The sequence below is a fragment of the Aquabacterium sp. TM01 genome (assembly GCF_057808345.1).
Window position 1 is genome coordinate 1,772,075 of sequence record NZ_AP046529.1, and the last position, 25,069, is coordinate 1,797,143.

Sequence of the window (25,069 nt, forward strand, 5' to 3'; positions counted from 1 at the left end):
CATGATCTGGCTCCTCAACGTCTTCTACCTCAGCCTCAAAGAGCTGCGCTGCGTGTTGCGTGACCGCACCATGATGGGCGCCATCCTGATCTCCTTCACGGTGGCCGTCTACGTGGTGGCCGTGGGCGCCAAGGCCGACGTCACCAACGTGACCATCGGCATCATCGACCACGACCAGTCCGGCCTGTCCCAGCGCATCCGCGCCGCCTTGCAGCCGCCCATGTTTCAGACGCCGGTCGATCTCACTCCGGAGACGGCGCAACAGGCCATGGACGAGGGGCGCTATCTCTTCATCCTTGAGATCCCGCAGCAGTTCGAGGCCGATCTCCAAGGCCAGCGACCCACCACCGTGCAGTTGACGGTGGACGCCACCGCCATGGCCCAGGCGCAACTGGGCATCGCCTACATCACCGAGATCGTGCTGAGTGAAACGCTCAGCGAGTTCAAGGTAGAGGGCCTGGACAAACGGCTCCCGATGCGCCAGGTCATCCATGTGCTCTACAACCCCAACACCATCACCAGCTGGTTCACCTCGGTGATGCAGCTCATCAACAACGTGACCGTGTTGTCGGTGGTGCTGGTGGGGGCGGCGGTCATTCGGGAGCGCGAGCGCGGCACCATCGAGCACCTGTTGGTGATGCCGGTGCGCCCCAGCGAGATCGCGGTTGCGAAGATCGTGGCCAACGGCCTGGTGATCCTGCTGGCGGTGGCCGTGTCCGTGCTGGCCATCATCGAAGGTGTGCTCGGGGTGCCGGTCGAGGGCTCGGTGGGCCTGTTCCTGCTGGGCACCGGGCTCTACCTGTTCTCGCTGACTGCGCTGGGCATCCTGCTCGCCACGGTTGCGTCGTCCATGCCGCAGTTCGGTCTGCTGGCGGTGCCTGTCTTCGTGGTCATGTACATGCTATCGGGCTCGGCCACCCCGTTCGAGAACATGCCGATGTGGTTGCAGCATCTCATGCAACTCTCCCCCTCGACCCACTACGTCCAGCTCACCCAGGGCATCTTGTACCGGGCGGCCGGGGTGGACATCGTCTGGCCACAGATGCTGGCCGTGGGCGGCATCGGCATCGCTTTCCTGGCGCTGGCGCTGATGCGCTTTCGCTCCATGCTGGCCCGTCAGGGCTGAAACCCTATTCTCGCTTTTTGGAGTGACACATGCGTGCTCATCGCAGTCTGGTGAACCGATCCGCCACCTTTCCCACCACCGTGCGTCTGCTCGCGGCGGCGGCCGTGACCTTGCTGGCCTCGGCCTGTACCACCGTGAACGTCGACATGCCGCCGCTGGCCGTTCAGGTGCCAGGGCAGTTCGACTCGGTCGATCCGGCCACGGCCCACGGCAGCGCCGACATCGCCCAGTGGTGGAAGCAGCTCGATGACCCGGTGTTGAGCGGCTACATCGAAGAAGGCCTGCGCCAGAACGTCGATGTGCGCATCGCGCTGGCTCGCATCAAGGAGGCGCGGGCCTTTCACGGCATGGCCGAATCGGCCTACTACCCCACGGTCGAGCTGGCCGCCGGGGCAGGGCGCTCGCGCGAAAGCGGGGCCGTGCCCACGCAGCTCGGTGGCTCGGCCGTTCCCGGCTGGCCGGGCAGCATCCCCATTCCCCTGCCGGGTAACGTGACCCCCAATTTCCCTCAAAACGCCAGCATGCCGCTGGGCAACACCCACGCCTACGGCCTGGCCGCCACCTGGGAGGTGGACATCTTCGGCGCCCGCCATGCCGATGCCGAGATGGTGCACCAGCTCATTCTGGGCGCGCACGAACAGCAGCACGGTGCCCAGCTCATGTTGGCGGCCGACATCGCCACCCGCTACTTCGAAGCGCGCGGCGTGGAAAAGCGCATGCGCATCGTCGAGCGGGCCATCTACGTGGCCGAGCGCGGCGTGAAGTACGCCCGAGGGCGCTTCCAGTCCGGGCAAACCGAGGCCGCCGATGTCGCGCGCGCCGAGATGTACCTGCGCGATGCCCAGTCCAAGGTCGAGCCCCTGAAAGCCTTGCTGGCCAGCCACTTGCGGCGCATCGCCGTGCTCATGGGCCAAACCCCGCAGAGCCTGACAGAACTGCCGCCGCAGCCCCCCGGGGCCCAGCGCCCGCCCAGCTTGCCGGCTGTGTTGCCGGGCGATGTGCTGGCCCGCCGTCCGGACGTACGCGGGTTGGAGCGCAAGGTGCGCTCCCAGGCGGCCAAAGTGGGCTCGGCCCGCGCCGAGCTGTTCCCCAAGTTCTACATCGGCCTGGGCGCCTCGGCGGGGCGTGCCCACCCTGACAACATCGAGGGCTACAACTTCGGCACCCAATCATTGGGGGTGGGCCTGCGCCTGCCCATCTTCACAGCAGGTCGTATCCGCGCCAACATTGCGGCCAACGAGGCGCAGCTCGAAGGCGTGGCGCTCGAATATGAAAAGACCGTGCTGGGGGCCCTGGAAGACGTGGAGAACGTCTACACCGCCCACCGCGCCTTCACCTCACGCGTGGCTTACCTGACTCAGACCGCCGACCTCGCACACCAGTTCGCGCGCGAGCGCATGGCGCACTTTGGCGCGGGACAGGCCTTGCTGCAAGCGGCGCTGGAAGCCCAGGCCGACGCGCTCAAGCGCGAAGACGAGGCCACGCAGGCCGAAATCGAGCTCAACACCCATACGGTGCTGCTCTACAAGGCCTTGGGCGGTGGTTGGGCCCCTGCGCCCGCGCCCGCTGCCGCACCGCCGACTCAGATCGCCATCTCGGAGTGAGTGGAAGACGTGGGCTGAGCGGCGTGAGCGGGTCGCTGCGACTCGCTCAGCGTCGTTTGACGTCGCTCAGTTCAAGCGAATCGCATCGCCATCCAGATTGAAGGGGATGAAGTTGTCAATCTGCCCCACCTTGATCGCGTCCACCATGCCCTGCAGGTGCGACTGCGCATCCTCGGTCGATGGCGCGCGTGGCCCGATGCCAGACATCCCGGCCACGAACACCACCACCCAATCGTGGCCGAACTGTGCGGCCTCGCTCACCAGCTTTTCGAAACTGCCGATCTCGTTGGGCGTCTTGTCCACGCACATCAAGGGCGTCAACTCGCCACCGTGGCCGGCGTCAAACGCGGCCTTTTGCTCTGGGGTGGCATCGTCGGGCAGGCCGGCCCCGGTAAACACCAGCAACAGGCGCTGGGCGTCAGGTTGCTGACGAGCAGCTTCCAGCAGGTCGTTGAAATGCGAAATGTTCATGGCGTCAAAAGGGAGAGGGTTCTGCCCGCAGTCTAGCGAGCTTCCCCCATTCGGCCCATCGGTCAGATGAACGAGGGGCGCGCCATCACAAGGGCTGGGTGCGCCGTTGCAGCCACGCCAGCGCATCCCCACTGAGCAGCGGACTCAAGCGGCGCAGCACCTCCGCGTGGTAGGCGTTGAGCCACTGCACCTCGTCGTCGCGCAGCAAGCTGCGGTCGATGCAGTCGGTGTCGATGGGGCACAGGCTCAGTGTCTCGAACGCCAGATAGCGCCCATATTCAGGCGTGCCAGGTTCGGCATCGGGCACGGCAGGCGCCACCGGTACATTCAGCACCAGGTTCTCGATGCGGATGCCCCACTGGCCGGGCCGGTACAGCCCCGGCTCGATCGACGTGATCATGCCCGGCAGCATCGCCATGTCCGGCACCGGCACCGCCTTCGAAATCGACTGAGGCCCCTCGTGTACGTTCAGGAAATAGCCCACGCCGTGGCCGGTGCCGTGGCCAAAGTCCAGCCCTTCGGCCCACAGGGGGGCGCGCGCCACGGCATCGAGCATCGGCGCCAGCGTGCCTTGCGGAAAGCGCATGCGCGACAGACCCAGCGTGCCCTTGAGCACCAGGGTGTAGTCGCGCTTTTGGGCTGTGGTCGGCGTGCCAATGGCCCACACCCGGGTGATGTCGGTGGTGCCTCCCAGGTACTGCGCCCCGGAGTCGATCAACAACAGGCCCTCGGCCGTCAAACCGGCAGGGGTGCTCAACACCGCAAACGCCTCGGGCGTGGCGCGGTAATGGGGCAGGGCGCCGTTGGCATTGAATCCCGCAATCGTCGGGAAACTCAGCGACACATAGCCGGGCTGCTTGGCGCGCTCGGCCGTCATGCGCTCGTCAATCGTCAACTCGCTCACGTGCTCCCGGCCCAGGGCCTGCTCCAGCCAGGCGTAAAACACGCACATCGCCGCCCCGTCGCGCTCCATCGCTTCGCGGATGAAAGCCGCTTCGGCATCCGTCTTGCGCGACTTGGCCAGGGTGCTGGGGTTGATCGCCTCCACCACCTTGACGCCCGTTGGCACGGCTTCACGCAGCCCCCAGGTCACGCGCTTGGGGTCCAGTAGCATCACGCTGTCAGCGGGCAAGGCGGCCAGGGTCGGCAGCGCCTCGCTGTAAGGGCGAACCGTCACCCCATCCTGCGCCAGGCGGGCGGCCAGCGCCGCATCGATCTTGCCTTCGCCCACAAACAGCATCACCGCATCCAGGGTCACCAGCGCATGGCCCAGGAACACCGGGTTGTATTCGACATCGGCGCCACGCAGGTTGAGCAACCAGGCCAGGTCGTCCAGCGTGGCGATCCAGTGGTGGGTGGCGCCCCGGTCGTGCATCTGCGCACGCACGCCAGCCAGTTTGTCGGCGCGCGAGGTGGCCGCATGGGGTAGGGCGTGTTCGTACACCGGCGCGGTGGGCAAGCCTGGGCGGTCCGGCCAGATGCCGTCCAGCACATCCTGCTGGGTGAACAACTGCCAGCCTTCGCTGCCCAGCGCATCTCGCAACTGCTGGGTTTGCGCCAGTCCCATCACGGCGCCATCCACGGCCAGGGTGGGGGCCGGGGTCGTGGGCAAGGCCAGGTCTTCCAGCCAGGCCAGGTAAGCCGCCACCGTCGAGCCTTCCAGCTTGACCAGATCGACACCGCTGCCCGTCAGTTCGGCCTCGGCCTGCTCCCAGTAACGGCTGTCGGTGAACACGGCCGCCCGCGTGGCCGACACCAGCAAGGTGCCCGACGAGCCGGTGAACCCGCTCAGCCACACCCGGCCTTGCCAACGCTCCGGCAGGTACTCCGACAGGTGCGGATCGCTGCTGGGCACCAGCACGGCCTGCCAGTGCTGCTGGGCCATGCGCGCGCGCAGCGCTTGCAGACGAGGGGCGATGTGGGGGGCAGCGGGCGTGGAGGAGGGCACAGCGGAGGAATCAGTCACGGCGGTCAGGCCGCCTGGTCAGGCGGCATCAGGGCAGAAAACCCGATGTTGCCACGAGCCACGCGGCTGGTCCGCCCACCTCGCCAGCAACCCCATCACTCACACCGCCAACGCCGCCCACCAGCTGGTGGCCGAGCGGCGCTCCTCATCCTTCAGTCTGGGGTGTCCACGCGCACCACGCGGGTGTGGGGCTCCAGCGCATGCGGGTCGGGGAACACGCGTGCATGGCGTTGCGAGGTGAAGTAGGCCCAGGCCCAGTCCATCATCACCACCGTGCGGTTGCGGAACCCGATCAGGAAGTACACGTGCACGAACAACCAGAACAGCCAGGCTGCAAAGCCACTGAAGCGGATCTGCTTCTTGGTGAACGGGATGTCGAGCATCGCCACGGCCGCCCGCTTGCCAATGGTGGCCATCGAGCCGTAGTCGAAATAGCGGAAGGCCTGTGTGTCCAGTCCCTTGAGGCGGCGCAAGATATTGAACGCGGCCTTGCGTCCCATCTGCTTGGCGCCGGGACTCACACCGGGCACGGGCGTGGGGCTCTCCGGGTCCAGGTAGCTCTTGGCCGAGGCCAGATCGCCCACCACATAAATGTTCGGGTGACCGGGAATCGTCAGGTCAGGCTGCACCACCACGCGGCCCGCGCGGTCCAGCTCGCAACCCGTGCTCTTGGCCAGCGCCTTGCCCAGCGGTGACGCGGCCACACCCGCCGCCCAGATCACCGTGCGCGTGGGCAGGAAGTGGGACACGGCGTGGCTGCTGCCGTCGGCCTGCTTGTCCATCACGTCATAGTGAATGCCAAACGCGGTGATGTTGGTCACCTTGGCACCTGCCAGCACCTCGGCCCCCAGCATCTCCAACTGCTCTTGCGCACGCTGTGACAGGTCCTCCGTGAAGGTGCCCAGCACCCGCGGGGCGCCTTCCAGCAAAATCACCCGCGCCATGCGCGAGTCGATGCGACGGAACTCAGCACTCAGGGTCTGCTGGGCGATCTCGGCCAGCGTACCGGCCATCTCCACCCCGGTGGGACCTGCGCCCACCACGGCAAAGGTCAGCCAGGGCTCGCGTTTGACCGGGTCGGTTTCGCGCTCGGCCTGCTCGAAGGCGGTCAACACCCGGCGGCGGATGCTGAACGCATCCCCCAGCGTCTTCAGACCCGGGGCGTACTTCGCCCAGTCGTCACGTCCAAAGTAGCTGTGGGTGGCGCCTGCGGCCAGCACCAGGTGATCAAAGTGGAGGTGCTCGCCCCCGTCCAGCACCACGCAACTCGACGCCGTGTCGATCGACGTCACTTCGCCCATCAACACCGTCAAATTGCCCTTGGCAATCTGCTTGCGCAGGATGTGGCGGATCGGCCCAGCAATTGCCGGCGCCGGCAGACCGGCCGTGGCCACCTGGTACAGCAAGGGCTGAAACAGATGGTGGTTGGTCCGGTCGATCACCACAATCTCCACATCGCCGTCCGACAGGGCCTTGGCCGCCTCCAGCCCCCCAAAGCCGCAGCCAATGATGATGACGCGTGGCTTACCGGGGTTCGTGGCAACGGGGCCTGAAGCGGTAGCGATGGAGGGTGAAGCGGTAGAGGCCATGCGACAGGATGGAGGCGGAAAAGTCAGCGTTTATACCAGGGTCATGCCGCTTGTGACGCTTCCGCACATCATTGGTGCACCCCTGTAACAAGGGGGTAACTGCCGGCATCGCATGGCCTCATGCACCCAGCTGTTGTTTTGTGCGTCGAACTTGTCAAACGCTTGTCAATGTCAACGCCGCAGGTCACCCGCACGCCCCCGCGCAGGGTCCGTTCATGGCAGCTCCAAGTCCCCCCCCTCACGCGGCACGAACTTGAACGGCGCTCGCGCATCCAGATGCTCCCGATACTGGTCGACCCCTTGAGCCTCCCGGGTCAAAAACCGCGCCACGGCGTCGCGCAAACCGGGGTGGGCCAGCCAGTGCACCGAATGGGTCGCCACGGGCATCAGGCCCCGCGCCAGCTTGTGCTCCCCCTGCGCGCCCCCCTCAAAGCGCTGGTAGCCCTGGGCGATGCACCAGGCCAGCGGCTGGTAGTAGCACGCCTCAAAGTGCAGACACGGAATGGGGGCCATGGCACCCCAGTAGCGCCCATAGGCCACGCGACGCTCCGGATCCACCGCCAGCAAGGCACTGGCGACGGGCGTGTCCTCACGCAGGGCCGTGAACAACACCCAGTGATCGGGCAGGGCCTCGGCCACTTGCGCCCAGAAATTCCGGCTCAGATACGGCTGCTGCCCTCGCTCCAGATAGGTCTGCGCATAACAGCGGTAGAAGAAATCCCAGTCTGAGGCGCTGATCTCGCCGCCTTGGCGCACCTCGAACGTCACCCCCGCCTCGCGCACCTTGCGACGCTCCTGCTGAATCTTTTTGCGCTTGTCGCGTTGCAAGCTGGCCAGAAAATCCTCGAAATCCACATACGGCGCGCCCGGCCGGTTCTCCCAGTGGAACTGCACACCCTGGCGCCGCAGCCACCCCGCCTGCTCGGCCAACTGCGCCTCGCGCTCCGACACAAACAAGGCGTGGGCCGACGACCAGCCCTGGGCCACGCAACGCGCCTCCAGGGCCTCCAGCAACTGTCTGCGCAGCGCATCCTGGGTGTCTGCGGGTAATCCGGCTTGCACCAGCAAGCGCTGCCCCGGAATCGGTGAAAACGGCACCGCACTCAGCAGCTTGGGAAAGTAACGCACTCCTTGCGAGGCCAGCGCCCGGTCATGGGCATCGGCCCAGGCCCAGTCAAACACATACTCGCCATAAGAGTGTTCTTTCACAAACAGCGGGCAAGCCGCCCACAACCGGCCCTGGGCGTCCTGCACGGTCAGGAACAAGGGATGCCAGCCGGTGTCCGGGCAGGCACTGCCGCTGTCCACCATGGTGCGCAAGAAAGCCAGGCGCAAAAACGGCTGGCCGCCATCCACGTCCGCAGCCAGCGCATCCCACTGCGTCGTGTCGATCTCTGACAGATCGGCGTACCAATGCACGGTCAGGCCCGCTACCATGCTCACCTGCGCATCTGCGCTGTCCGTTTGAATGCTGCTCATGAATTCTGTGTCGTCTCCGGCCGCCCCAGCCTCAGCGCTGTCCGTGGCCTTGCTGCAATTCAACCCTGTCGTCGGTGACCTCCAGGGCAACGCCCGCACCATCATCGACGCGGCCCGCCAAGCGTACGCCGAAGGCGCGCGCCTCGTGGTCACGCCCGAAATGGCCCTGTGCGGTTATCCCCCGGAAGACCTGCTGCTGCGCCCGGCCTTCATGCAAGCCTGCGACGACACCACCGCCCACATCGCCCGCAGCCTGGCCGACCTGCCTGATTTGCACCTCGTGCTCGGCCACCCCCTGCAAGCTCTGGGTGACGACGTCCGCACCCGTTCCTGGTCCGTGCCCCGCCGCCTCAACGCCGCCAGCCTGATCCGGGGCGGCCAGATCGTCGCCAGCTACGCCAAGCGCGAGCTGCCCAACTACCAGGTGTTCGACGAGCGCCGCTACTTCATCAGCGGTCGCGAAGCCGGTCTCGGCCCGGTCGTGGTCGACGTGCTGGGTTGGCGCGTGGCCCTGCTGGTGTGTGAAGACGCCTGGTTTGACGAGCCCGCCGAGTCCGCCCTGGTCCAGGGCGCGCAGGTGCTGGTGGTGCTCAACGCCTCGCCCTTCCACGTCGCCAAGCGTGCCGAGCGCGAAGCCCGCATGGGTGCGTTCGCCCGCAAGCTGGGCTTGCCGCTGGTCTATGCCCACATGGTGGGGGGGCAAGACGAGGTCGTGTTCGACGGCGCTTCGTTTGCCGTCAATGCCCAAGGCCAGGTCGGTGCCCGCGCGCCCAGCTTCGAGGTGGCCACGCTGCCCGTCACCCTGCAGTCCGGTGGCCTTGTCAGCGGCCCCATCGCCGAGCCCCTGTCCGAAGAAGCCGAAATCTGGGCCGCCTTGGTCTGCGGTGTGCGTGACTACATTGGCAAGAACGGCTTCCCAGGCGTCCTCATCGGCCTCTCGGGCGGCATCGACTCCGCCCTGGTCCTCGCCATCGCGGTGGACGCCCTGGGCGCCGACAAGGTGCGCACCGTCATGATGCCCTCGCCCTACACGGCCGACATCTCCTGGATCGACGCCCGCGACATGGCCGACCGCCTGGGCGTGCGCCACGACGAAATCGCCATCGCTCCCGAGTTCGAAGCCTTCAAGGCCTCGCTGGCTCCTTTGTTCGTGGGCCGCGCCGAAGACACCACCGAAGAAAACATCCAGGCTCGCATCCGCGGCACCCTGCTGATGGCCTTGTCCAACAAAACCGGCAGCCTGGTGCTGACCACCGGCAACAAGAGCGAGATGGCCACCGGCTACTGCACGCTCTACGGTGACATGGCCGGCGGCTTTGCCGTCATCAAGGATGTGGTCAAGACGCTGGTGTACCACCTGTCGCGCTGGCGCAATGCGCAGGCGGTGGCAGCCGGTGAGGTCGAGCCCATCCCCGAGCGCATCATCACCCGTCCGCCCTCTGCCGAGCTGCGCCCCGATCAGACCGACCAAGACAGCCTGCCCGCGTACGAAGTGCTCGACGCCATCTTGGAGCGTTACATGGAGCAAGACCAGTCCATCGACGACATCGTGGCTGCGGGTTTCGAGCGTGCCGACGTGGACAAAGTCACCCGCCTGCTCAAAATCAACGAGTACAAGCGCCGTCAGGCGGCGGTGGGCATCCGCATCACCCATCGCGCCTTTGGGCGTGACTGGCGCTACCCCATCACCTCCCGATTTCGCGCCTGAAGCGGCCTTGATGTGGTTTTGAGCGCGTTGTTCGTGACGACATCGCGACAGCCGTGCTTAAATATCCACATTGCGCTGCAACATGGCGTCAGCCATTGCCCATTTTTTGCTGACCTACCCGGAGTACCCCACCATGTCCATGAAACAGATTACCGCCGTCATCAAGCCTTTCAAGCTCGAAGAGGTGCGCGAAGGCCTGGCTGAAGTCGGGGTCACCGGGCTGACCGTCACCGAAGTCAAGGGCTTTGGCCGTCAGAAGGGTCACACCGAACTCTACCGTGGTGCCGAGTACGTGGTCGACTTCCTGCCCAAGGTCAAGATCGAAGTCGTGGTCAAGGGCGACGACGTCGAGCGCTGCATCGAGGCCATCATCAAAGCCGCCAAAACCGGCAAGATCGGTGACGGCAAGATCTTCGTCACCCCCGTCGAGCAGGTCGTGCGCATCCGCACTGGCGAAACCGACGAATCCGCGGTCTGATCGCGTGATGGTCTCTGCCTGATCGCATTGGGCAGATGTGACAAGGGGTGCCTCGGCACCCCTTTTTGCATTCTCAGCGTTCTCAGATCTCAGGCGAAATGCCGCCTGGGCCTGCTTCAGGCTGGTCGGGCGGCGTTTGCACTTTCAGGCGCCGGTGTTCGTCGGCCAGGCGGTCGAGCAGGGCGTCGATGTCGTCGTCCACCAGCAGCAACTCCTGCACATCGGGCCACAAAAAGCCGCCTTGCTGACTCACTTCCAGAAAACGCAGCAGGTGGTCGTAATAGCCGGCCACATTCAGCAGGCCCAGGGCCTTGCGGTGGTAGCCCAGTTGGCGCCAGGTCCAGGCCTCGAAAATCTCTTCCATGGTGCCGATGCCGCCGGGCAGGGCGATGAACGCGTCGGCGTGCATGGCCATGCGGTGCTTGCGCTCGTGCATGCTGTCCACGATCTCCAGGCTGGTCAGGCCGGGGTGCCCCAACTCCTTCTTCACCAGGCGCTCGGGAATGATACCAATGGCCTGGGCTCCGTGCGCCAACGCGGCATCGGCCACCGCTCCCATCAAGCCCGTGCTGCCGCCGCCGTACACCAGGCGCCAGCCACGTGCACCGATCTGGCGCCCCACTTCACGCGCCGCCGCCAGATGGGCCGGGTCATCGCCATCGCGTGAGCCGCAGTACACACACAAGGTCAAGCTCATCAAGGCACCTGTTTACGGTTGTCGATCACGCGGGTGCCGCTGATCACGTCATGGAGAAACTGGCGCGAAGGCAGCACCCAGATCAGTGCGGCATACAGCGCCATCCATCCCAGCACCGCTGCCGTCATCGTGCCTTTGTCGTGCCAGCCTGCCAGCCAGGTCAGCAGCAAAGGCGGAATGAACCACAACCAGCTCGTCAGGTAACGCAGCAGCGCCCGCAGCGGCGAGATGGGGCCGCCCTCAGGGGTCACCAGGCGCAATTGCCAGGTCTTGAGCGCCAAGGTTTGGCCACCATGGGTCCACAACCACATGAAGTACGCGGACAGTGCCAGAAACTGCACGGCCATCATGCCCTGTCGGCCCTGCAGTCCATGCCGCTGGTCAACGGCCACGCTGTACACCAGTCCCACCACCATCACCAGCCCGAACAGCAGTACGCCTTCGTACAGGAAGGCCGCCAAGCGGCGGCGCAAGGAGGGGGCCGTGCCGCGGGCACGCTCAGCGCACACCTGCACGCTCAGGCCGCCCTGTTCGGGAATGGTGAGGAAAGACATGGGTCAATTCAGCAAAACGGGTCTGGCACAGCGCCAACTGCCCGAACCATACACCAGCCCCAGCGCCCACCCGCTTGGGGCTCAGCGCTTTTTGTCGTCCCGAGCTTCGGGCGGCTTGATGGCCGCGCCCTGCGCTCCCTTGCGCGGCAGCAGGGTCACCGGATCGACAAACGGGCCGGCACTGTTGATCTTGGGCATACCCGCTTGCTGGTGGGAGGGCGGTGCAGGGGGCTGGGTCAGCAGTCGCGTGGTGGCACCGGGGCCGGCCTTGATCACGGCCGGGGCCACGACCTGGGTGGCCGGCTTCGCGCGGTGCGGGTGGGAGGGCACCACATTGGACTTCTGGTTCGAGTTCGCCAGTTCATTGCGCTGCTGGGAGGTGTAGCGCTGCTGGGCCTCACGCGGGCCGGCCATGTCGCGGGGAAGGTCCACCGGACGGGCCTGACGCTGGGCGCGGCGACTCAGCTCGTCGCGCGTCTCGGGGGGCAGGGCCTGATAGGCCTCCCACTTGCGCTGGCGTTCCTCGGCCGGCAGTTGCCGCGATTGCTGAAAGCGCAGGCGGGCCTCACCTCGGGTCTGCGCCGGCAGGCGGGACCATTGCACCATGCGCTCGCGCACGCGGCTTTGCTCGGCGGGTGGCAGGTGTTTGTACCGGTCGGCCACGTTCAGCCACTTCTCGCGTGCGGTGTCGTCCATCTCCTGCCATTGACTGGCCAGCGGCTGCAACACCTCGCGCTGCGACGGCGTGAGGGCGCGCCACTCGGCCGGCGCATCGCCAGGCGTGACCACCGACATGCCGCCTCGGCTCTGGCCACGGTCAGCCAGGACGGGGGATGCGATCCAGGCGCCTGCCAGGCAACAGGCGAACAACGCCCTCATGCGGAGCCGGGCAAAACGTGTCGATCCCAATGCAGCGACCCTCTTCACAAGCCATTCACCGCCGGAGCGGTCTCGGTCGAATTCAGGTCACCGCCTGCTTCCGCAGGGGCGTCCACCAGCCGCTCCACATCCGGATCGGTGTCCAGGCTCAGGTAGGCCTCGAAACCCGGGTCGGCATAGGCGTCGGGAGGCAGGTCGTCGGTCAGCAGTTGCATGTCCACCACCGTCGTGGCCTGGACGTGTTCGTGGCGCTGGTAGCGCTGGATGCCCCACAGCCCGGCCAGCAACGCCAGCACGGGCAGCACCAGGGCCAGTCGCCACCCCCAACCCAAGGGGGCTTCGTCTCGCTGGGCGCGTTGTGGCTTGGAGCGGGCGGCCTCAGCCTCGTGCCAAGGGTGCATCGGCATCGGCAGGCCGCTGACGCCATGCCCCCCGGCCAGACTCATGCCCGTGTTGACCACCGCCACCGGTGTGGCGATCGCCTGACCCACCACGCTGGCCGCTCGTGCGGCGCGTGCCGCTTCGATGGCCTGCTCACGGGCCACACGCAGGCGTTCGCCAATGTCGTGGGGGATGGCTTGCGCACCTTCATCCAGGCGCGCACGCACACGCAGGGCAAAGCGCGCCTCAAGGGCTTCGCGTTGCGCTGCGGGCAGCGAGGAAGTGGACGACTTGTTCACAATGAAATACCGCGTGATTGAAGACTTTGGGCCAGAGCGTGGACGGCGCGAGAACAATGGGTTTTGACACTCCCTTCGGAGCACCCCATCGCGGCGGCCGTCTCTGCAACATCCAGTTCCTCCCAGTAACGCAACAGAAACGCTTCGCGTTGACGCGCCGGCAACTTGTTGATTTCTTCTTCGATCTGGGCGAGCGTTTCGGCCCGGCTGGCACTGTCATCAGCACTTTCCGTGCCGACATCGTCCATGTTGAACACGGCGAGCAGATCGAAGTCGCCATCGTCGTCGCTGTGCCGTGCTTCCAGGTCCCCCATATTGGTGAACACCGCGTTGCGCGTTTTCTGGCGTCGGAACCAGTCGAGGATGGCGTTGGACAGGATGCGCTGGAACAACATCGGCCATTCCGTGTCCGGACGGTCCGCGTAGCTCTGCGTCAAGCGGATCATGGCGTCCTGCACGATGTCCAGGGCCGCGTCGTCATCACGCACGGCGTAAGCGGCGCGTTTGAACGCGCGTCGCTCGACGCCTTTAAGAAAGTCGTTGAGCGCGTCTTCCGGCGATGGAGGGTGCAAAGCGGGCACGGTACGGCACGGGGAACAGCGGATTGGCGGGCGATTATGGCACCCGCATGGACGTGATCCGTTCAAGCATCACGTGCGTGATTGGATTTGGCACGAAGGGTGCGATAATGCCAGCTTTGCGTCATCTCGATCTGGCCTGAGTCTGGTGTGTTCAATCCGTACCAGTGGCAGGCCGCGCAGGCTCCAAATCCGCCTCATGAGGGCGAGCACGCAGGCAATCCGTTGCCGCAGTGCTGCTGCCACAGCCTTCGGGCTGTGCTGGTGTAGAGGGGCACCGATCGTTTTTCGTTAGAGAAATTCGGAAAGGTTTCATTCATCATGGATACGACACACGCCCACGGCGGCGAAATCCTCAATGGTTCCGACATCCTGGTCCGCTGCCTGCAGGCCGAGAATGTCAAGTACATCTGGGGTTACCCCGGCGGCGCCGTCCTCTACATCTACGACGCGCTGTACAAACAAGATTCCATCGAGCACGTGCTGGTGCGCCACGAACAGGCCGCCGTTCACGCTGCTGACGGCTATGCCCGCGCCACTGGCGAAGTGGGTGTGGCCCTGGTCACCTCGGGCCCTGGCGTCACCAATGCCGTGACCGGCATCGCCACCGCCTACATGGACTCGATCCCCATGGTGGTCATCACCGGCCAGGTGCCCACGGCGGCCATCGGTCTGGATGCCTTCCAGGAATGCGACACCGTCGGCATCACCCGCCCGATCGTCAAGCACAACTTCCTGGTCAAGGACGTGGCCGATCTGGCCGAGACCATGAAGAAGGCCTTCCACATCGCCCGCAGCGGTCGTCCCGGCCCCGTGGTGGTCGACGTCCCGAAGGACGTCTCGCTCAAGACCACCGCCTTCCACTACCCTGAGTCGGTGGAAATGCGCTCGTACAACCCGGTGCGCAAGGGCCACGGCGGTCAGATCCGCAAGGCCGTGCAACTGCTGCTGACGGCCAAGCGCCCCTACATCTACACCGGCGGCGGCGTCATCCTGGGCGAGGCCTCCAACGAGCTGCGCGAACTGGTCAACATGCTGGGCTACCCCAGCACCAGCACCCTGATGGGTCTGGGTGCCATCCCTGCTTCTGACAAGACCTTCCTGGGCATGCTGGGCATGCACGGCACGTACGAAGCCAACATGACCATGCAGCACGCTGACGTGGTCATTGCCATCGGCGCCCGTTTTGACGACCGCGTGATCGGCAACCCCAAGCACTTTGCCCAGGTCGAGCGCAAGATCATCCACATCGACATCGACCCCTCGTCGATCTCCAAGCGCGTCAAGGTGGACATCCCCATCGTGGGCGACGTCAAGGACGTGCTCAACGAGATGATCGCCCAGATCAAGGAGTCCACCCAGCGCGCCGAGCCCAAGGCGATCGACGCTTGGTGGAGCCAGATCAACGAGTGGAAGAAGCGCGACTGCCTGAAGTTCAAGACCTCCACCGAGGTCATCAAGCCGCAGGCTGTGGTCGAGAAACTCACCGAGCTGACCAAGGGCACCGACTACTACATCACGTCGGACGTCGGTCAGCACCAGATGTTCGCCGCGCAGTACAGCAAGTTTGAAGAGCCGCGTCGCTGGATCAACTCCGGCGGCCTGGGCACCATGGGTGTGGGCCTGCCATACGCCATGGGCATCAAGCTGGCCAAGCCCGACGCCGATGTGTTCTGCATCACCGGCGAAGGCTCGATCCAGATGTGCATTCAGGAGCTGTCCACCTGCAAGCAGTACAACACGCCAGTCAAGGTCATTGCGCTGAACAACCGTTACCTGGGCATGGTGCGTCAGTGGCAGCAGCTGGAATACTCCGGCCGCTACTCGCACAGCTACATGGACGCGCTGCCTGATTTCGTCAAGCTGGCTGAGGCCTATGGCCACGTCGGTCTGCTCATCGAGCGTCCGGAAGACGTTGAAGGCGCCCTGAAGGAAGCCATCAAGCTCAAGGACCGCACCGTGTTCCTCGACATCCGCACCGACCCCACCGAAAACGTGTGGCCGATGGTCAAGGCCGGCAAGGGCATCTCGGAGATGCTGCTGGGCTCCGAGGAACTCTGAGCCACCGACATTGAGCGAGACCCGGCGAGGGTGACGCACTCAGCAGGCAGACACTTGCCGGTGTCTGCCGAACTGTGTGACAGCCTCCGCCGGACCTACCTGACAACGCATTCATCGCACTACGAGGCCACGGCACTGCGGTTACCGCCCCAGTGACTCAAGAGCCCGCAAGGACGATCACCATGAAACACATCATTGCCCTTTTGGTCGAAAACGAAGCTGGCGCCCTGTCGCGCGTGGTGGGCCTGTTTTCGGCCCGCGGCTACAACATCGAAAGCCTGACGGTCGCCACGACCGAAGACCCGTCTCTGTCGCGCATGACCATCGTCACGCACGGCTCGGACGACGTCATCGAGCAGATCACCAAGCACCTCAACCGCCTGATCGAAGTCGTGAAGGTGGTGGATTTGTCCGAAGGCCCGTACACCGAACGTGAGTTGATGCTCATCAAGGTGCGTGCCGTGGGCAAGGAGCGTGACGAGATGAAGCGCATGGCGGACATCTTCCGCGGCCGCGTCATCGACGTGACGGACAAGACCTACACCATTGAACTGACTGGCGACGCGTCCAAGCTCGATGCCTTCATTGAAGCCATCGACCGCGCTGCCATCCTCGAAACCGTGCGCACCGGGACCAGCGGGATCGGGCGCGGCGAGCGCATCCTGCGCGTCTGACTGCCCGCAGTCTGACATTCCCGCTTTTCCTTTGAACAACCTGCCCGGGCATCCCGGGCATCAACAGCTACCGACGGAGCAAAAAACATGAAGGTTTACTACGACAAGGACGCCGACCTGAGCCTGATCAAGGGCAAGAACGTCGCCATCATCGGCTACGGCTCGCAAGGCCACGCCCACGCCCAAAACCTGCGCGACTCTGGCGTGAACGTCACGGTCGGCCTGCGCAAGGGTGGCGCTTCGTGGTCCAAGGTTGAAGCCGCTGGCATCAAGGTTGCCGAAGTCAATGACGCCGTGAAGGGCGCTGACGTCGTCATGATCCTGCTGCCGGACGAGAACATCCCCGAGGTGTACAACAACAACGTCGCCCCGAACATCAAGCAAGGCGCTGTCCTGGCTTTTGCTCACGGCTTCAACGTGCACTACAACCAGGTTGTGCCCCGCGCTGACCTGGACGTGATCATGGTCGCTCCCAAGGGCCCTGGCCATACCGTGCGTTCCGAGTACCTGAAGGGCGGCGGCGTGCCTTCCCTGATCGCTGTGTACCAGGACAAGTCCGGCAAGGCCAAGGACATCGCTCTGTCCTACGCTGCTGCCAACGGCGGCACCAAGGGTGGCGTGATCGAAACCAACTTCCGTGAAGAAACCGAAACCGACCTGTTCGGTGAGCAAGCCGTTCTGTGCGGTGGCGCGGTTGAACTGGTGAAGATGGGCTTCGAAACCCTGACCGAAGCTGGTTACGCGCCTGAAATGGCCTACTTTGAGTGCCTGCACGAGTTGAAGCTGATCGTCGACCTGATGTACGAAGGCGGCATCGCCAACATGAACTACTCCATCTCGAACAACGCCGAGTATGGTGAGTACGTGACCGGTACCGAAGTGATCAACGAGAAGTCGCGCGAAGCCATGCGCAACGCTCTGAAGCGCATCCAAACCGGCGAATACGCCAAGATGTTCATCCAGGAAGGCAAGACGAACTACCCGAGCATGACCGCTCGCCGTCGCCTGAACGCTGTGCACCCGATCGAAACCGTGGGCGCCGAGCTGCGCGCCATGATGCCTTGGATCGCCAAGAACAAGCTGGTCGACCAGTCGAAGAACTGATGAGGCTGCCGGCTTGTTGCCGGCGTCAATTCAGAACAAAGCCGCCGAGGTGCAAGCCCGGCGGCTTTTCTGTTTGTTGGACAAGGTGAGCTGCCGAGAGCTTGCCCTGTCGATGCGCTGGCATCAGTGGGGTTGGGGCCAGCCTCCGCCTACGGCCTTGTAGAGCGCCACAGTGAGCAAGGCGCGGGCGGTTTCGGCCTGGATGAGTTCGTCTTCGCGCTGGAGCGCAATCAGTTGGGCTTCGACGGCGCCTTGCAGCAGGCCATTGCCTTCCTCAAACAGACGTTGGGCGTGACGCGCGCCAACCTGTGCGGTGGACAGTGCGGCGCGGACCTGCTGGGATCGCTGATCAAGGGCGCGACGTGTGCTGTACGCGTTCTCCACATCTTCCAGCGCGCCCAGCACCGCTTGTTCATACTGGGTCACGGCGGCCTGCAGTTGCGCGTCGGAGGCCTGGATGCGCGCACGCAGGCGACCGCCTTCAAAGATGGGCAGGCGCAAGCCGGCGCCCCAGGAGACAAGGCGTCCTGAGGTCGCCAGGTCGCCAATCTCGATTCGGCCATCGTTGGCCAGAAAGCCCAGGTAAAAGCGGGGCAGTAGATCGGCTTTGGCGCTGCCCAGGCGGGCCGCCTGGGCGCGAACGATCTGGGCGGCTCCTCGCACGTCTGGGCGGCGTTCGAGCACGTCCGACGGCAACAAATCTGGCAGTTGGCTTGGGATCACGCTGCCATCGGCCGGCGCCAGGGCATCGGGTGCCGGCAGATGGGGCCACTGTGACGGCAACTGCCCGGTGAGGACGGCGATTCGGCGTAGGCGACTTTGCAGCAGGTTCTGAAGCGGAGCGCGTGCGCCTTGCAGCGCTTGCAGCTGGGCTTGGACCCGGTCGATGTCATACCGCGTGGCCTGCCCGGCTTCAAAGCGCCCCTGTACATAGCGGCGCAAGCGCTCCGTCTGGGAAACACTGCGTTGCAACACGTCCAGGCGGCGCTCCAGGCTGCGCGCCTCGACGTAGTTGGCCGCGATGTCACCTGCCACCACCAGTTGTACGCCATGCAGGCGCTCTTCGTGGGCAAGCGCTGCGCCGCGCGCCGCTTCGGCATCACTGCGGCGACTGCCGAACACATCGACCTCCCAAGCTGCTGATAAGCCAAGGCCGTTGCCGTGGCTCGCAGGCGGATTGGCCAGTGGCGACAGTGCCGACACACTGCTCAGCGGCGGCAGCCCCGGCACCGACACATTCGGTACGCTGAGGTCGATTTGCCGGGCGTCGGTGTGCGCGGTGTAGCCGAAGCCCTGCAACGTGGGATAAAGGGCGGATTCAGCTTGGCTCACCACCGCCCGGGCCTCGCTCACCCGGGCGATGGCCATGCGAATGTCGGCGTTTCCTTTCAGCCCCTGCTCAATGAGGGCGGAGAGCGTAGGGTCCGCAATGGCTCGCCACCATTGCGCCAGGTCCACCCCCTTCGTGAGCGCGTTGTCTTGGTGTTCAAAATGCGCCGGCGCTTGAATGCTGGCAGGCGGCACATCCACGTGAACCGTGGTGCAGGCGCCAAGACTCAGGGTGCTCAGCAGCACAAGATGGAGCGGGCGGAGCGTCACCAGGGGGGGGCGGGGCATGAGGGTCTGCGGCATAGGGATCAGGCTTGTCGTGCCAGCATCAGGCGGAAGCGCTTCAAGGCCAGCGCAAGGAACACGGCTCCGGCTGCGGCCACGGCCAGCAACTGGGGCAGGACGATTTCCAGCCCGGCGCCGCGGTACAGCACGGCGTGGGTGAGCTTGACGAACTGAGTGGTGGGGGAGATCTGAACCAGCTGCTGCATCAGCGTGGGCATGCTTTCGACCGGCGTGGCGGCACCCGAGAGCAGGTACAGCACCACATACACGGGGGCGGCCAGCAGGCCGAACTGCGGCATGGAGGAGGCGGCGGTCGCCAGGAGGATGCCCAGGGAGGTCACCGCGAACAGGTACAGCGCCGTGCCCAGCAGGAAGAGCGCAATCGAGCCCAGGATGGGAACCTGCAACCACGCCTTCACCACGAACACCAGCGAAAGCCACACGGCAAGCAGGATCACGCCGCCGTTGGCGAGGATCTTGGCCAGCGCGATTTCGGAGGGCCTGACCGGCATCACCAGCAGGTGTTCAATGGTGCCGTGCTCTCGCTCCCGGATCACAGCGGCCCCCACCAGGATGATGGACAGCACGGTGACGTCGGTGATGATCAGCATGACCGAGGAGAACCAGTGTGACTGGTTGTTCGGGTTGAACGCCAGATGGATCACCGGTTTGGCGGGCAAGAGGCTCTCAATGCCGCGCTGATGGAAGAAGTCCAGAACTTCTTGCGTGAAGATGTCGTTCAGATAGACCACGCCCAGGCCTGCCTGGGTCATGGCCGTGGCATCGACCTTGACCTGGATGGCGGGGCTGCGGCCAGCGAGCACGTCGGCCTCGAAGCGCGGCGGCACGTCAATCACGAAGATCACCTCACCCCGGTCCAGCGCCTGATCGGCCTCTTGGTGACTGAGGTCCTGGGGCGGTTCGAAGTAAGGGGGACGAATGGCGTCTCGCAAGCGTGCAGACAAGGCGGATTGATCGCTGTCGATCCAGCCTACTGAAGCGTGCGAGACCTCGGCCTTCACGCCCTTGGCTGTCGTGTAAACAGCGATGGTGAAAGCAAAGAGGATCAGCGCGACCAGGGGCAGGTCCCCCAGCAAGCTGCGCAACTCCTTGAAGGACAGCCGGGCGACGTTGAGGACCCATTGGCGCATGTCTCAGACCTCCTGCTTGCGCACGGCCAGGCGCGCCAGCACCAGATAGATCACACCGAAGCTGGCCAGCGCGCCGTACATGGGCCAGAAGCTGTCGAAGCTCAAGCCTTTGGTGAAGGTGCCCAGGCTGACAAGCTGAAACCACGAGGCCGGGAACCCCTTGGCGACCCACAGTGCCGCACCGCTCAAGGTGGAGATGGGGTAGAGCAGGCCTGAGAAGTTGATGGAAGGGATCAGACAGATGATCGCAGAGGCGAAGGTGGCCGCCACCTGCGAGCGCAGAAAGGCCGAGATCAGCAGCCCCAGCGCCGTGGTGGCGAAAACGAAGCACAAGGCCCCCAGGCTCAGCGCCAAGAAGTTGCCTTTGAGTGGCACTTGCAGGACGACGATGCTCAGAAACACCAGGGTGAGGAAGCTCGCCATGGCCAGGGCCATGTAGGGCAACTGTTTGCCAACCAGGAACTGGCCCACGCTGGCCGGGGACGCGTACAGGTTGAGGATCGAGCCCATCTCCTTTTCGCGGACCACCCCGAGTGCGGTGAGCATGGCAGGGATGATGATGAGGCTGAGCATCAGCAGGCCAGGCGTGGAGGCGTAGATGCTGCGGAACTCTTGGTTGTAGGAGAAGCGCGGCTCCAGCCGGGCGGGCAGGGTGATGGTGGGGGCGCCAGGTGTCTCGCGGGCAAGCCGCACGGCATGCTCCAGAACGATGCCACGGGCGTAGCCACGGATGTTTTCGGCTGTGAACGGCTGGGCCCCGTCGATGTAGAACGCCACATCCGGGCGTCGTCCCCCCTGAAGATCACGCCCGAAGCCGGGAGGGACCTCAATCACCAGCGTGACCTTGTGAGACTGCAGCAGGGACTGTCCTTCTTCGATGGACAAGATGTCCGCCCGCCTGTGGAAGTAGCGCGACCCTTCGAAGTGCTCAATGAACTGACGGCTGTCGTGGGTTTGATCCCGGTCGAGCACCGTGAAAGTGGCGCGCTCGATGTCGAATGAGATGCTCCATGCCGCAGTCAGCAAGAGGATGATCGGCCCCAGCAGGGCAAAGGTCAGGCGGATCGGGTCGCGCTTGAGCTCCATCGCTTCGCGTCGCGCAAAGGCCCAGGTGCGAAACAACCAGTCGCGCAGCCGATGTGGAGGGTGTCTGGCAGGCAGTGACCCTGGGGTTGACGTGACGGCGTCGCTTGCCTTGGCGCGGCGCGCCGACGGAGCGGTGACCTGGGCCGCGGCTGCCGCAGCCTGCACAGTGTCGTCGGCGGACTCCAGGTACGCGATGAAAGCGTTCTCCAGGGTGTCGGCATGTTGACTGGCGCGCAGCTCCGCAGGCGAGCCGACAGCCAGCACCTGGCCGCGGTGCATGAGGGAGATGCGGTCGCAGCGCTCGGCCTCGTTCATGAAGTGGGTGGAGACAAAGATGGTCACCCGCTCCTGACGCGAGAGCTGAATGAGCTGGCGCCAGAACAGGTCGCGTGCGCCGGGGTCCACGCCGGAGGTGGGCTCATCAAGGATGAGCACCTCGGGATGGTGCAAACAGGCTGCGGCCAGTTGCAGGCGCTGACGTATGCCCAGGGAGAGCGCGCTGGGACGCATCTCTGCATGGTCGGCCAAGTCGAAACGCTGCAAGGCGTCCCGGATGGCTTGCTCGGCCTTGGCACCCTCCATACGGTAGAGGCGCGCATGCAGGGTCAAATTTTGGCGCACACTCAACTCGTCATACAGCGAGAAGGCCTGCGACATGTAGCCCACACGCATGCGTGTCTCGAGGTTGCGCGGATCAATCGGCTGACCCAGCAAACGGGCCTCGCCGCTGCTGATGTCGAGCAACCCGGTGAGCATCTTCATCGTGGTGGTCTTGCCGCACCCGTTCGAGCCCAGAAAGCCAAAGATCTCGCCGCGTTCGATGCGAAAGCTCACGTTGTCCACGGCCACGAAGTCGCCAAAGCGTCGGGTCAGCCCTTGGGCCTCGATGGCCGGCGGGCCGTCGTGCGTGGCGCGGGGCGGCACGATCAGGGGCGCGTCGCCGCCACGGTCTTCTGGGGGTAGCAGTTGGATGTACGCGGCCTCCAGCGTGCCATGCGGGGTACGGGCGAGTACCGCCTCGGTATGGTCCATCACCAGCACCCGTCCCGCGTTCATCGCGATCAGATACTCGAAGCGCTCGGCCTCCTCCATGTAGGCTGTGGCCACGATGACGGTCATGCCGGGGCGCTCCTGCCGCAGTGCCTCCACCAAGGCCCAAAACTGTCGGCGCGAGAGGGGGTCCACCCCGGTGGTGGGCTCGTCCAGGATCAGCAGGTCGGGGTCGTGGACCAGCGCGCAGCACAGTCCCAGCTTCTGCTTCATGCCGCCGGAAAGCTTACCCGCAGGGCGATCGTGGAAGGGCGCCAAGCCCGTGGCATCCAGCAAGCGCTGAATCCGGGTGGCCCGCTCTTGCGCATGCAAGCCGAACAGCCGGCCGAAGAAGTCGATGTTTTCCGTGACCGACAAGGTGGCATACAGATTGCGCCCCAGGCCTTGTGGCATGAACGCAATGCGCGGGGACAGCCGATGCCTGGCCGCAACCGATGCCATGTCTTCACCCAGCACCTGCACATGGCCGGCCTGTAAGCGCTTGACCCCGGCGATCAGGGACAGCAAGGTGGATTTGCCGACACCGTCGGGGCCAACCAGACCGATCGTCCGTCCACGAGGCAGTTGGAGGTGAACGTGATGGACCGCGCAGGTGTCACCGTAGTGGTGACACAGGTCGTGGACATCGACGGCAAGGGCCTGAGCGTCCATGGTGATCAGCGTGCAGACGAGGCCGGGTCAGAGGAGGCAGCGGGGGGAAGTTTGACCGTGTAGGCCGCCGGCCACGGCGCACCCGGATCGGTGCGGACATAGCCGTAGCCGGTCAGCCCAGCCTTGACATAGGGCGCATGCTGCCGCGCCAGATCCGCTGGAACCTTGAGCTTGACGCGGTAAACGAGTTTGTCGCGCTCGGCGGCGGTTTCGACGTACTTGGGCGTGAACTGGGCCTCGGCAGCCACGAAGGAGACGGTGGCGGGAATGACAAATGCACGATTGGCATCAAGGACGATGCGAGCTTCGTCGCCCAGTTTCAGCCTCCCCGCCACCGACGTTGGCAGGAACACGGTCATGTGCACATCGGCGGTGTTGAGCAAAGTGGCCACTCGTCCCCCAGAGGGGATGACGGAGCCAGGCTCGACCACCCGGTATTCGATGCGCCCGGAGACCGGGGCGCGCAAGACCATGTCGCTCATGGCCACCTTCAGCCGCTGGATCTGGGCTTCGGCTTCTGCTCGAGCGGCGGACGCTTCGCCGATGGCAGCCTGGGCGACTTGGATGCCGGCCCGCTCACCGTCGCGTTGTGCGGTGCGGCGCTCCACCTCGGCACTGGACACCAGGGCATCGGCGCGCAAACGGCTGGCGTGATCCAACTCCAGTTGTGCCAGCCGGGTCTGAACCTTGCGCACTTCGGTTTCGGCAGCCGCACGCTGCATGGCCTGGGTGGCGCGCGCGCGGGCCGCTTCGGCGGCACTTTGCTGAGCCTCAAGGTCCGCAATGTCTTGACGTGCGATGACATCACCGGCCTGGACCCAGTCGCCTTCGTGAACAGGCAAGTCCACGATGCGGCCAGGATACTTGGCGGCAACCTCGATGCGCTCCACCTCCAGGCGGCCATTCGCCCGCTGGACGCCTTCGGGCAGCCGGTCACGCTGGTTGTTCATCCACCAGGCGGTTGCAACAGCGGCTGTCAGGGCGGTGGCCGCCAGGGCCCAGGTGAGAGATCGCTTCGTCATGGCTTGGAGCTCGGTGGAACCAGTGCCTCCAGCTGCGCACGCAGCAGTCGGGCAATCAGGTGCAAAAGTTGATCGATACGTTCGTTGTTCAGCTCGGGCCAGCCCATCCGGCGCAACAAAATGGTGTCCGACAGCCGAAAGCTGAAGACCTGGTGCCAGGCCAGAAAGGTCACGGTATGCGGGAGCATGGTGTCCGCTGGCGAGCCGCAGATCCGTGCCACCAGGGTGTCCACCTCGCGCTGGGTGGGTTCGACCACGCGCTGATACAGCCGGTCGAAAGCAGGCCCGGCTTCGCCCTGCACCCGCATGAAGAACTGCACCCAACTGGACGGCACATCGTCGGCCAACAGGTGGCGAGCTTGCGCCGTCAGGAAGTCAACGACCAAGTCAATCAGGCGGTGAGCATCGGTGGTGGCGCTGGCCAGGTCTCGCAGGGTGTTCAGGGCATCGACTTGCTTGGCATTGATGAAGTCGACCAGAAAGTCCACGGCACCGAGATACAAATCGTCTTTAGAGCCGAAGTAATACGGGATGGCGCCCAGGTTCATGTCAGCCGCCTGGGCCACCATGCGGGTTGTGGTGCCATCAAAGCCGTGACGCCCGAATTGATCCACGGCGGCTCGCAGCATCCGCTCGCGGGACAAGGCGCCACGGGATGTCTCCGAACCATCGGCTGCGGGGGAAAGGGAGGGGGCGTGCATGAACTTCGATGAGGTGCTGCACTGCAGCATGGCACCGAAGTCAAACTAAGTCAACTGTATAAGTTTGATTTGTGCCTGATCGCTCGCTCACATGGCGATCAGGCAACGTTTGGAGGGATGTGCGATTGGCGTCGTCGCGCGCGAGA

The 25,069-nt window shown here is 64.9% G+C and carries 21 protein-coding genes; 7 read left to right on the forward strand and 14 right to left on the reverse strand.

What is annotated here, in order from left to right:
* Position 1: 1 nt before the first annotated feature.
* Positions 2-1,126 (forward strand): ABC transporter permease, encoded by a 1,125-nt coding sequence (locus tag AC3WW4_RS08115; RefSeq protein WP_488827885.1) that lies wholly within the window; start codon positions 2-4, stop codon positions 1,124-1,126.
* Positions 1,127-1,155: 29 nt separating this feature from the next.
* On the forward strand, positions 1,156-2,730 hold the full coding sequence (locus tag AC3WW4_RS08120; RefSeq protein WP_488827886.1) for a TolC family protein: 1,575 nt from the start codon (positions 1,156-1,158) through the stop codon (positions 2,728-2,730).
* Positions 2,731-2,796: 66 nt separating this feature from the next.
* Here the strand turns inward: AC3WW4_RS08120 and AC3WW4_RS08125 are convergent, their stop codons facing one another.
* The 4 genes from AC3WW4_RS08125 to AC3WW4_RS08140 form a co-directional block, all read right to left on the reverse strand.
* Positions 2,797-3,201 carry a ribonucleotide reductase subunit alpha gene (locus tag AC3WW4_RS08125; protein WP_488827887.1) on the reverse strand — a complete coding sequence of 135 codons (405 nt, stop codon included), beginning with the start codon at positions 3,199-3,201 and terminating at the stop codon, positions 2,797-2,799.
* Positions 3,202-3,286: 85 nt separating this feature from the next.
* A complete protein-coding gene (locus AC3WW4_RS08130) occupies positions 3,287-5,149 on the reverse strand; it encodes an aminopeptidase P family protein (RefSeq protein WP_488829709.1) in 1,863 nt (620 codons plus the stop codon).
* A gap of 170 nt (positions 5,150-5,319) precedes the next feature.
* Positions 5,320-6,756 (reverse strand): NAD(P)/FAD-dependent oxidoreductase, encoded by a 1,437-nt coding sequence (locus tag AC3WW4_RS08135; protein ID WP_488827888.1) that lies wholly within the window; start codon positions 6,754-6,756, stop codon positions 5,320-5,322.
* A gap of 213 nt (positions 6,757-6,969) precedes the next feature.
* Positions 6,970-8,235, reverse strand: coding sequence for a GNAT family N-acetyltransferase (locus tag AC3WW4_RS08140; protein WP_488827889.1), 1,266 nt, complete (start codon positions 8,233-8,235; stop codon positions 6,970-6,972).
* On the opposite strand from AC3WW4_RS08140, the gene AC3WW4_RS08145 reads away from it, so the two are divergent.
* Together AC3WW4_RS08145 and AC3WW4_RS08150 are read left to right on the forward strand one after the other, a co-directional pair.
* On the forward strand, positions 8,234-9,943 hold the full coding sequence (locus AC3WW4_RS08145; RefSeq protein ID WP_488827890.1) for an NAD+ synthase: 1,710 nt from the start codon (positions 8,234-8,236) through the stop codon (positions 9,941-9,943). The genes AC3WW4_RS08140 and AC3WW4_RS08145 overlap by 2 nt on opposite strands.
* Positions 9,944-10,082: 139 nt before the next feature.
* Positions 10,083-10,421 carry a P-II family nitrogen regulator gene (locus AC3WW4_RS08150; protein ID WP_300155166.1) on the forward strand — a complete coding sequence of 113 codons (339 nt, stop codon included), beginning with the start codon at positions 10,083-10,085 and terminating at the stop codon, positions 10,419-10,421.
* Positions 10,422-10,503: 82 nt separating this feature from the next.
* Here AC3WW4_RS08150 and AC3WW4_RS08155 read toward each other — a convergent pair whose 3' ends face one another.
* The 5 genes from AC3WW4_RS08155 to AC3WW4_RS08175 all read right to left on the reverse strand — a co-directional run bounded on the left by AC3WW4_RS08155 (position 10,504) and on the right by AC3WW4_RS08175 (position 13,812).
* Positions 10,504-11,118 (reverse strand): LOG family protein, encoded by a 615-nt coding sequence (locus tag AC3WW4_RS08155; RefSeq protein ID WP_488827891.1) that lies wholly within the window; start codon positions 11,116-11,118, stop codon positions 10,504-10,506.
* Positions 11,118-11,672: an RDD family protein gene (locus tag AC3WW4_RS08160; RefSeq protein WP_488827892.1), complete on the reverse strand. Its 555-nt coding sequence runs from the start codon at positions 11,670-11,672 to the stop codon at positions 11,118-11,120. Before AC3WW4_RS08160 ends, AC3WW4_RS08155 begins: the two co-directional genes overlap by 1 nt.
* Before the next feature lie 81 nt (positions 11,673-11,753).
* Entirely contained in the window at positions 11,754-12,551 is a 798-nt protein-coding gene (locus tag AC3WW4_RS08165; RefSeq protein WP_488827894.1) for a DUF3106 domain-containing protein, read from the reverse strand.
* 44 nt (positions 12,552-12,595) lie between these two features.
* A complete protein-coding gene (locus tag AC3WW4_RS08170) occupies positions 12,596-13,231 on the reverse strand; it encodes a DUF3619 family protein (RefSeq protein WP_488827895.1) in 636 nt (211 codons plus the stop codon).
* Positions 13,228-13,812: an RNA polymerase sigma factor gene (locus AC3WW4_RS08175; protein WP_488827896.1), complete on the reverse strand. Its 585-nt coding sequence runs from the start codon at positions 13,810-13,812 to the stop codon at positions 13,228-13,230. The genes AC3WW4_RS08170 and AC3WW4_RS08175 overlap by 4 nt, the downstream gene beginning before the upstream one ends.
* A 318-nt stretch (positions 13,813-14,130) precedes the next feature.
* Between AC3WW4_RS08175 and AC3WW4_RS08180 the strand changes: the two genes are divergently transcribed.
* From AC3WW4_RS08180 to ilvC, 3 genes are all read left to right on the forward strand, one after another.
* Positions 14,131-15,870 carry an acetolactate synthase 3 catalytic subunit gene (locus AC3WW4_RS08180; protein WP_488827897.1) on the forward strand — a complete coding sequence of 580 codons (1,740 nt, stop codon included), beginning with the start codon at positions 14,131-14,133 and terminating at the stop codon, positions 15,868-15,870.
* Positions 15,871-16,052: 182 nt separating this feature from the next.
* Positions 16,053-16,544, forward strand: a complete 492-nt coding sequence (gene ilvN / locus AC3WW4_RS08185; protein WP_306563955.1) for an acetolactate synthase small subunit — start codon at positions 16,053-16,055, stop codon at positions 16,542-16,544.
* 87 nt (positions 16,545-16,631) lie between these two features.
* Positions 16,632-17,648, forward strand: a complete 1,017-nt coding sequence (ilvC, locus tag AC3WW4_RS08190) for a ketol-acid reductoisomerase (protein ID WP_488827898.1) — start codon at positions 16,632-16,634, stop codon at positions 17,646-17,648.
* 123 nt (positions 17,649-17,771) lie between these two features.
* Here ilvC and AC3WW4_RS08195 read toward each other — a convergent pair whose 3' ends face one another.
* Genes AC3WW4_RS08195 through AC3WW4_RS08215 form a run of 5 tightly spaced genes read right to left on the reverse strand, consistent with a single transcriptional unit; the run spans position 17,772 to position 24,923 of the window.
* Positions 17,772-19,265, reverse strand: coding sequence for an efflux transporter outer membrane subunit (locus AC3WW4_RS08195; protein ID WP_488827899.1), 1,494 nt, complete (start codon positions 19,263-19,265; stop codon positions 17,772-17,774).
* Between the two features lie 20 nt (positions 19,266-19,285).
* Positions 19,286-20,413 (reverse strand): ABC transporter permease, encoded by a 1,128-nt coding sequence (locus tag AC3WW4_RS08200; RefSeq protein WP_488827900.1) that lies wholly within the window; start codon positions 20,411-20,413, stop codon positions 19,286-19,288.
* Between the two features lie 3 nt (positions 20,414-20,416).
* A complete protein-coding gene (rbbA, locus tag AC3WW4_RS08205; RefSeq protein WP_488827901.1) occupies positions 20,417-23,200 on the reverse strand; it encodes a ribosome-associated ATPase/putative transporter RbbA in 2,784 nt (927 codons plus the stop codon).
* Positions 23,201-23,205: 5 nt separating this feature from the next.
* Entirely contained in the window at positions 23,206-24,222 is a 1,017-nt protein-coding gene (locus AC3WW4_RS08210) for an HlyD family secretion protein (RefSeq protein ID WP_488827902.1), read from the reverse strand.
* A complete protein-coding gene (locus AC3WW4_RS08215; protein ID WP_488827903.1) occupies positions 24,219-24,923 on the reverse strand; it encodes a CerR family C-terminal domain-containing protein in 705 nt (234 codons plus the stop codon). The genes AC3WW4_RS08210 and AC3WW4_RS08215 overlap by 4 nt, the downstream gene beginning before the upstream one ends.
* Between the last annotated feature and the right edge of the window lie 146 nt (positions 24,924-25,069).

What these genes read in the sequence shown, in the direction of transcription:
- AC3WW4_RS08115 (WP_488827885.1), top strand. Translation starts at nt 2, where the DNA reads ATGATCTGGCTCCTCAACGTCTTCTACCTCAGCCTCAAAGAGCTGCGC.
- AC3WW4_RS08120 (WP_488827886.1), top strand. Translation starts at nt 1,156, where the DNA reads ATGCGTGCTCATCGCAGTCTGGTGAACCGATCCGCCACCTTTCCCACC.
- AC3WW4_RS08125 (WP_488827887.1), bottom strand. Translation starts at nt 3,201, where the DNA reads ATGAACATTTCGCATTTCAACGACCTGCTGGAAGCTGCTCGTCAGCAA.
- AC3WW4_RS08135 (WP_488827888.1), bottom strand. Translation starts at nt 6,756, where the DNA reads ATGGCCTCTACCGCTTCACCCTCCATCGCTACCGCTTCAGGCCCCGTT.
- AC3WW4_RS08145 (WP_488827890.1), top strand. Translation starts at nt 8,234, where the DNA reads ATGAATTCTGTGTCGTCTCCGGCCGCCCCAGCCTCAGCGCTGTCCGTG.
- AC3WW4_RS08140 (WP_488827889.1), bottom strand. Translation starts at nt 8,235, where the DNA reads ATGAGCAGCATTCAAACGGACAGCGCAGATGCGCAGGTGAGCATGGTA.
- AC3WW4_RS08150 (WP_300155166.1), top strand. Translation starts at nt 10,083, where the DNA reads ATGAAACAGATTACCGCCGTCATCAAGCCTTTCAAGCTCGAAGAGGTG.
- AC3WW4_RS08155 (WP_488827891.1), bottom strand. Translation starts at nt 11,118, where the DNA reads ATGAGCTTGACCTTGTGTGTGTACTGCGGCTCACGCGATGGCGATGAC.
- AC3WW4_RS08160 (WP_488827892.1), bottom strand. Translation starts at nt 11,672, where the DNA reads ATGTCTTTCCTCACCATTCCCGAACAGGGCGGCCTGAGCGTGCAGGTG.
- AC3WW4_RS08165 (WP_488827894.1), bottom strand. Translation starts at nt 12,551, where the DNA reads ATGAGGGCGTTGTTCGCCTGTTGCCTGGCAGGCGCCTGGATCGCATCC.
- AC3WW4_RS08180 (WP_488827897.1), top strand. Translation starts at nt 14,131, where the DNA reads ATGGATACGACACACGCCCACGGCGGCGAAATCCTCAATGGTTCCGAC.
- ilvN (WP_306563955.1), top strand. Translation starts at nt 16,053, where the DNA reads ATGAAACACATCATTGCCCTTTTGGTCGAAAACGAAGCTGGCGCCCTG.
- ilvC (WP_488827898.1), top strand. Translation starts at nt 16,632, where the DNA reads ATGAAGGTTTACTACGACAAGGACGCCGACCTGAGCCTGATCAAGGGC.
- AC3WW4_RS08195 (WP_488827899.1), bottom strand. Translation starts at nt 19,265, where the DNA reads ATGCCCCGCCCCCCCCTGGTGACGCTCCGCCCGCTCCATCTTGTGCTG.
- AC3WW4_RS08200 (WP_488827900.1), bottom strand. Translation starts at nt 20,413, where the DNA reads ATGCGCCAATGGGTCCTCAACGTCGCCCGGCTGTCCTTCAAGGAGTTG.
- rbbA (WP_488827901.1), bottom strand. Translation starts at nt 23,200, where the DNA reads ATGGACGCTCAGGCCCTTGCCGTCGATGTCCACGACCTGTGTCACCAC.
- AC3WW4_RS08210 (WP_488827902.1), bottom strand. Translation starts at nt 24,222, where the DNA reads ATGACGAAGCGATCTCTCACCTGGGCCCTGGCGGCCACCGCCCTGACA.
- AC3WW4_RS08215 (WP_488827903.1), bottom strand. Translation starts at nt 24,923, where the DNA reads ATGCACGCCCCCTCCCTTTCCCCCGCAGCCGATGGTTCGGAGACATCC.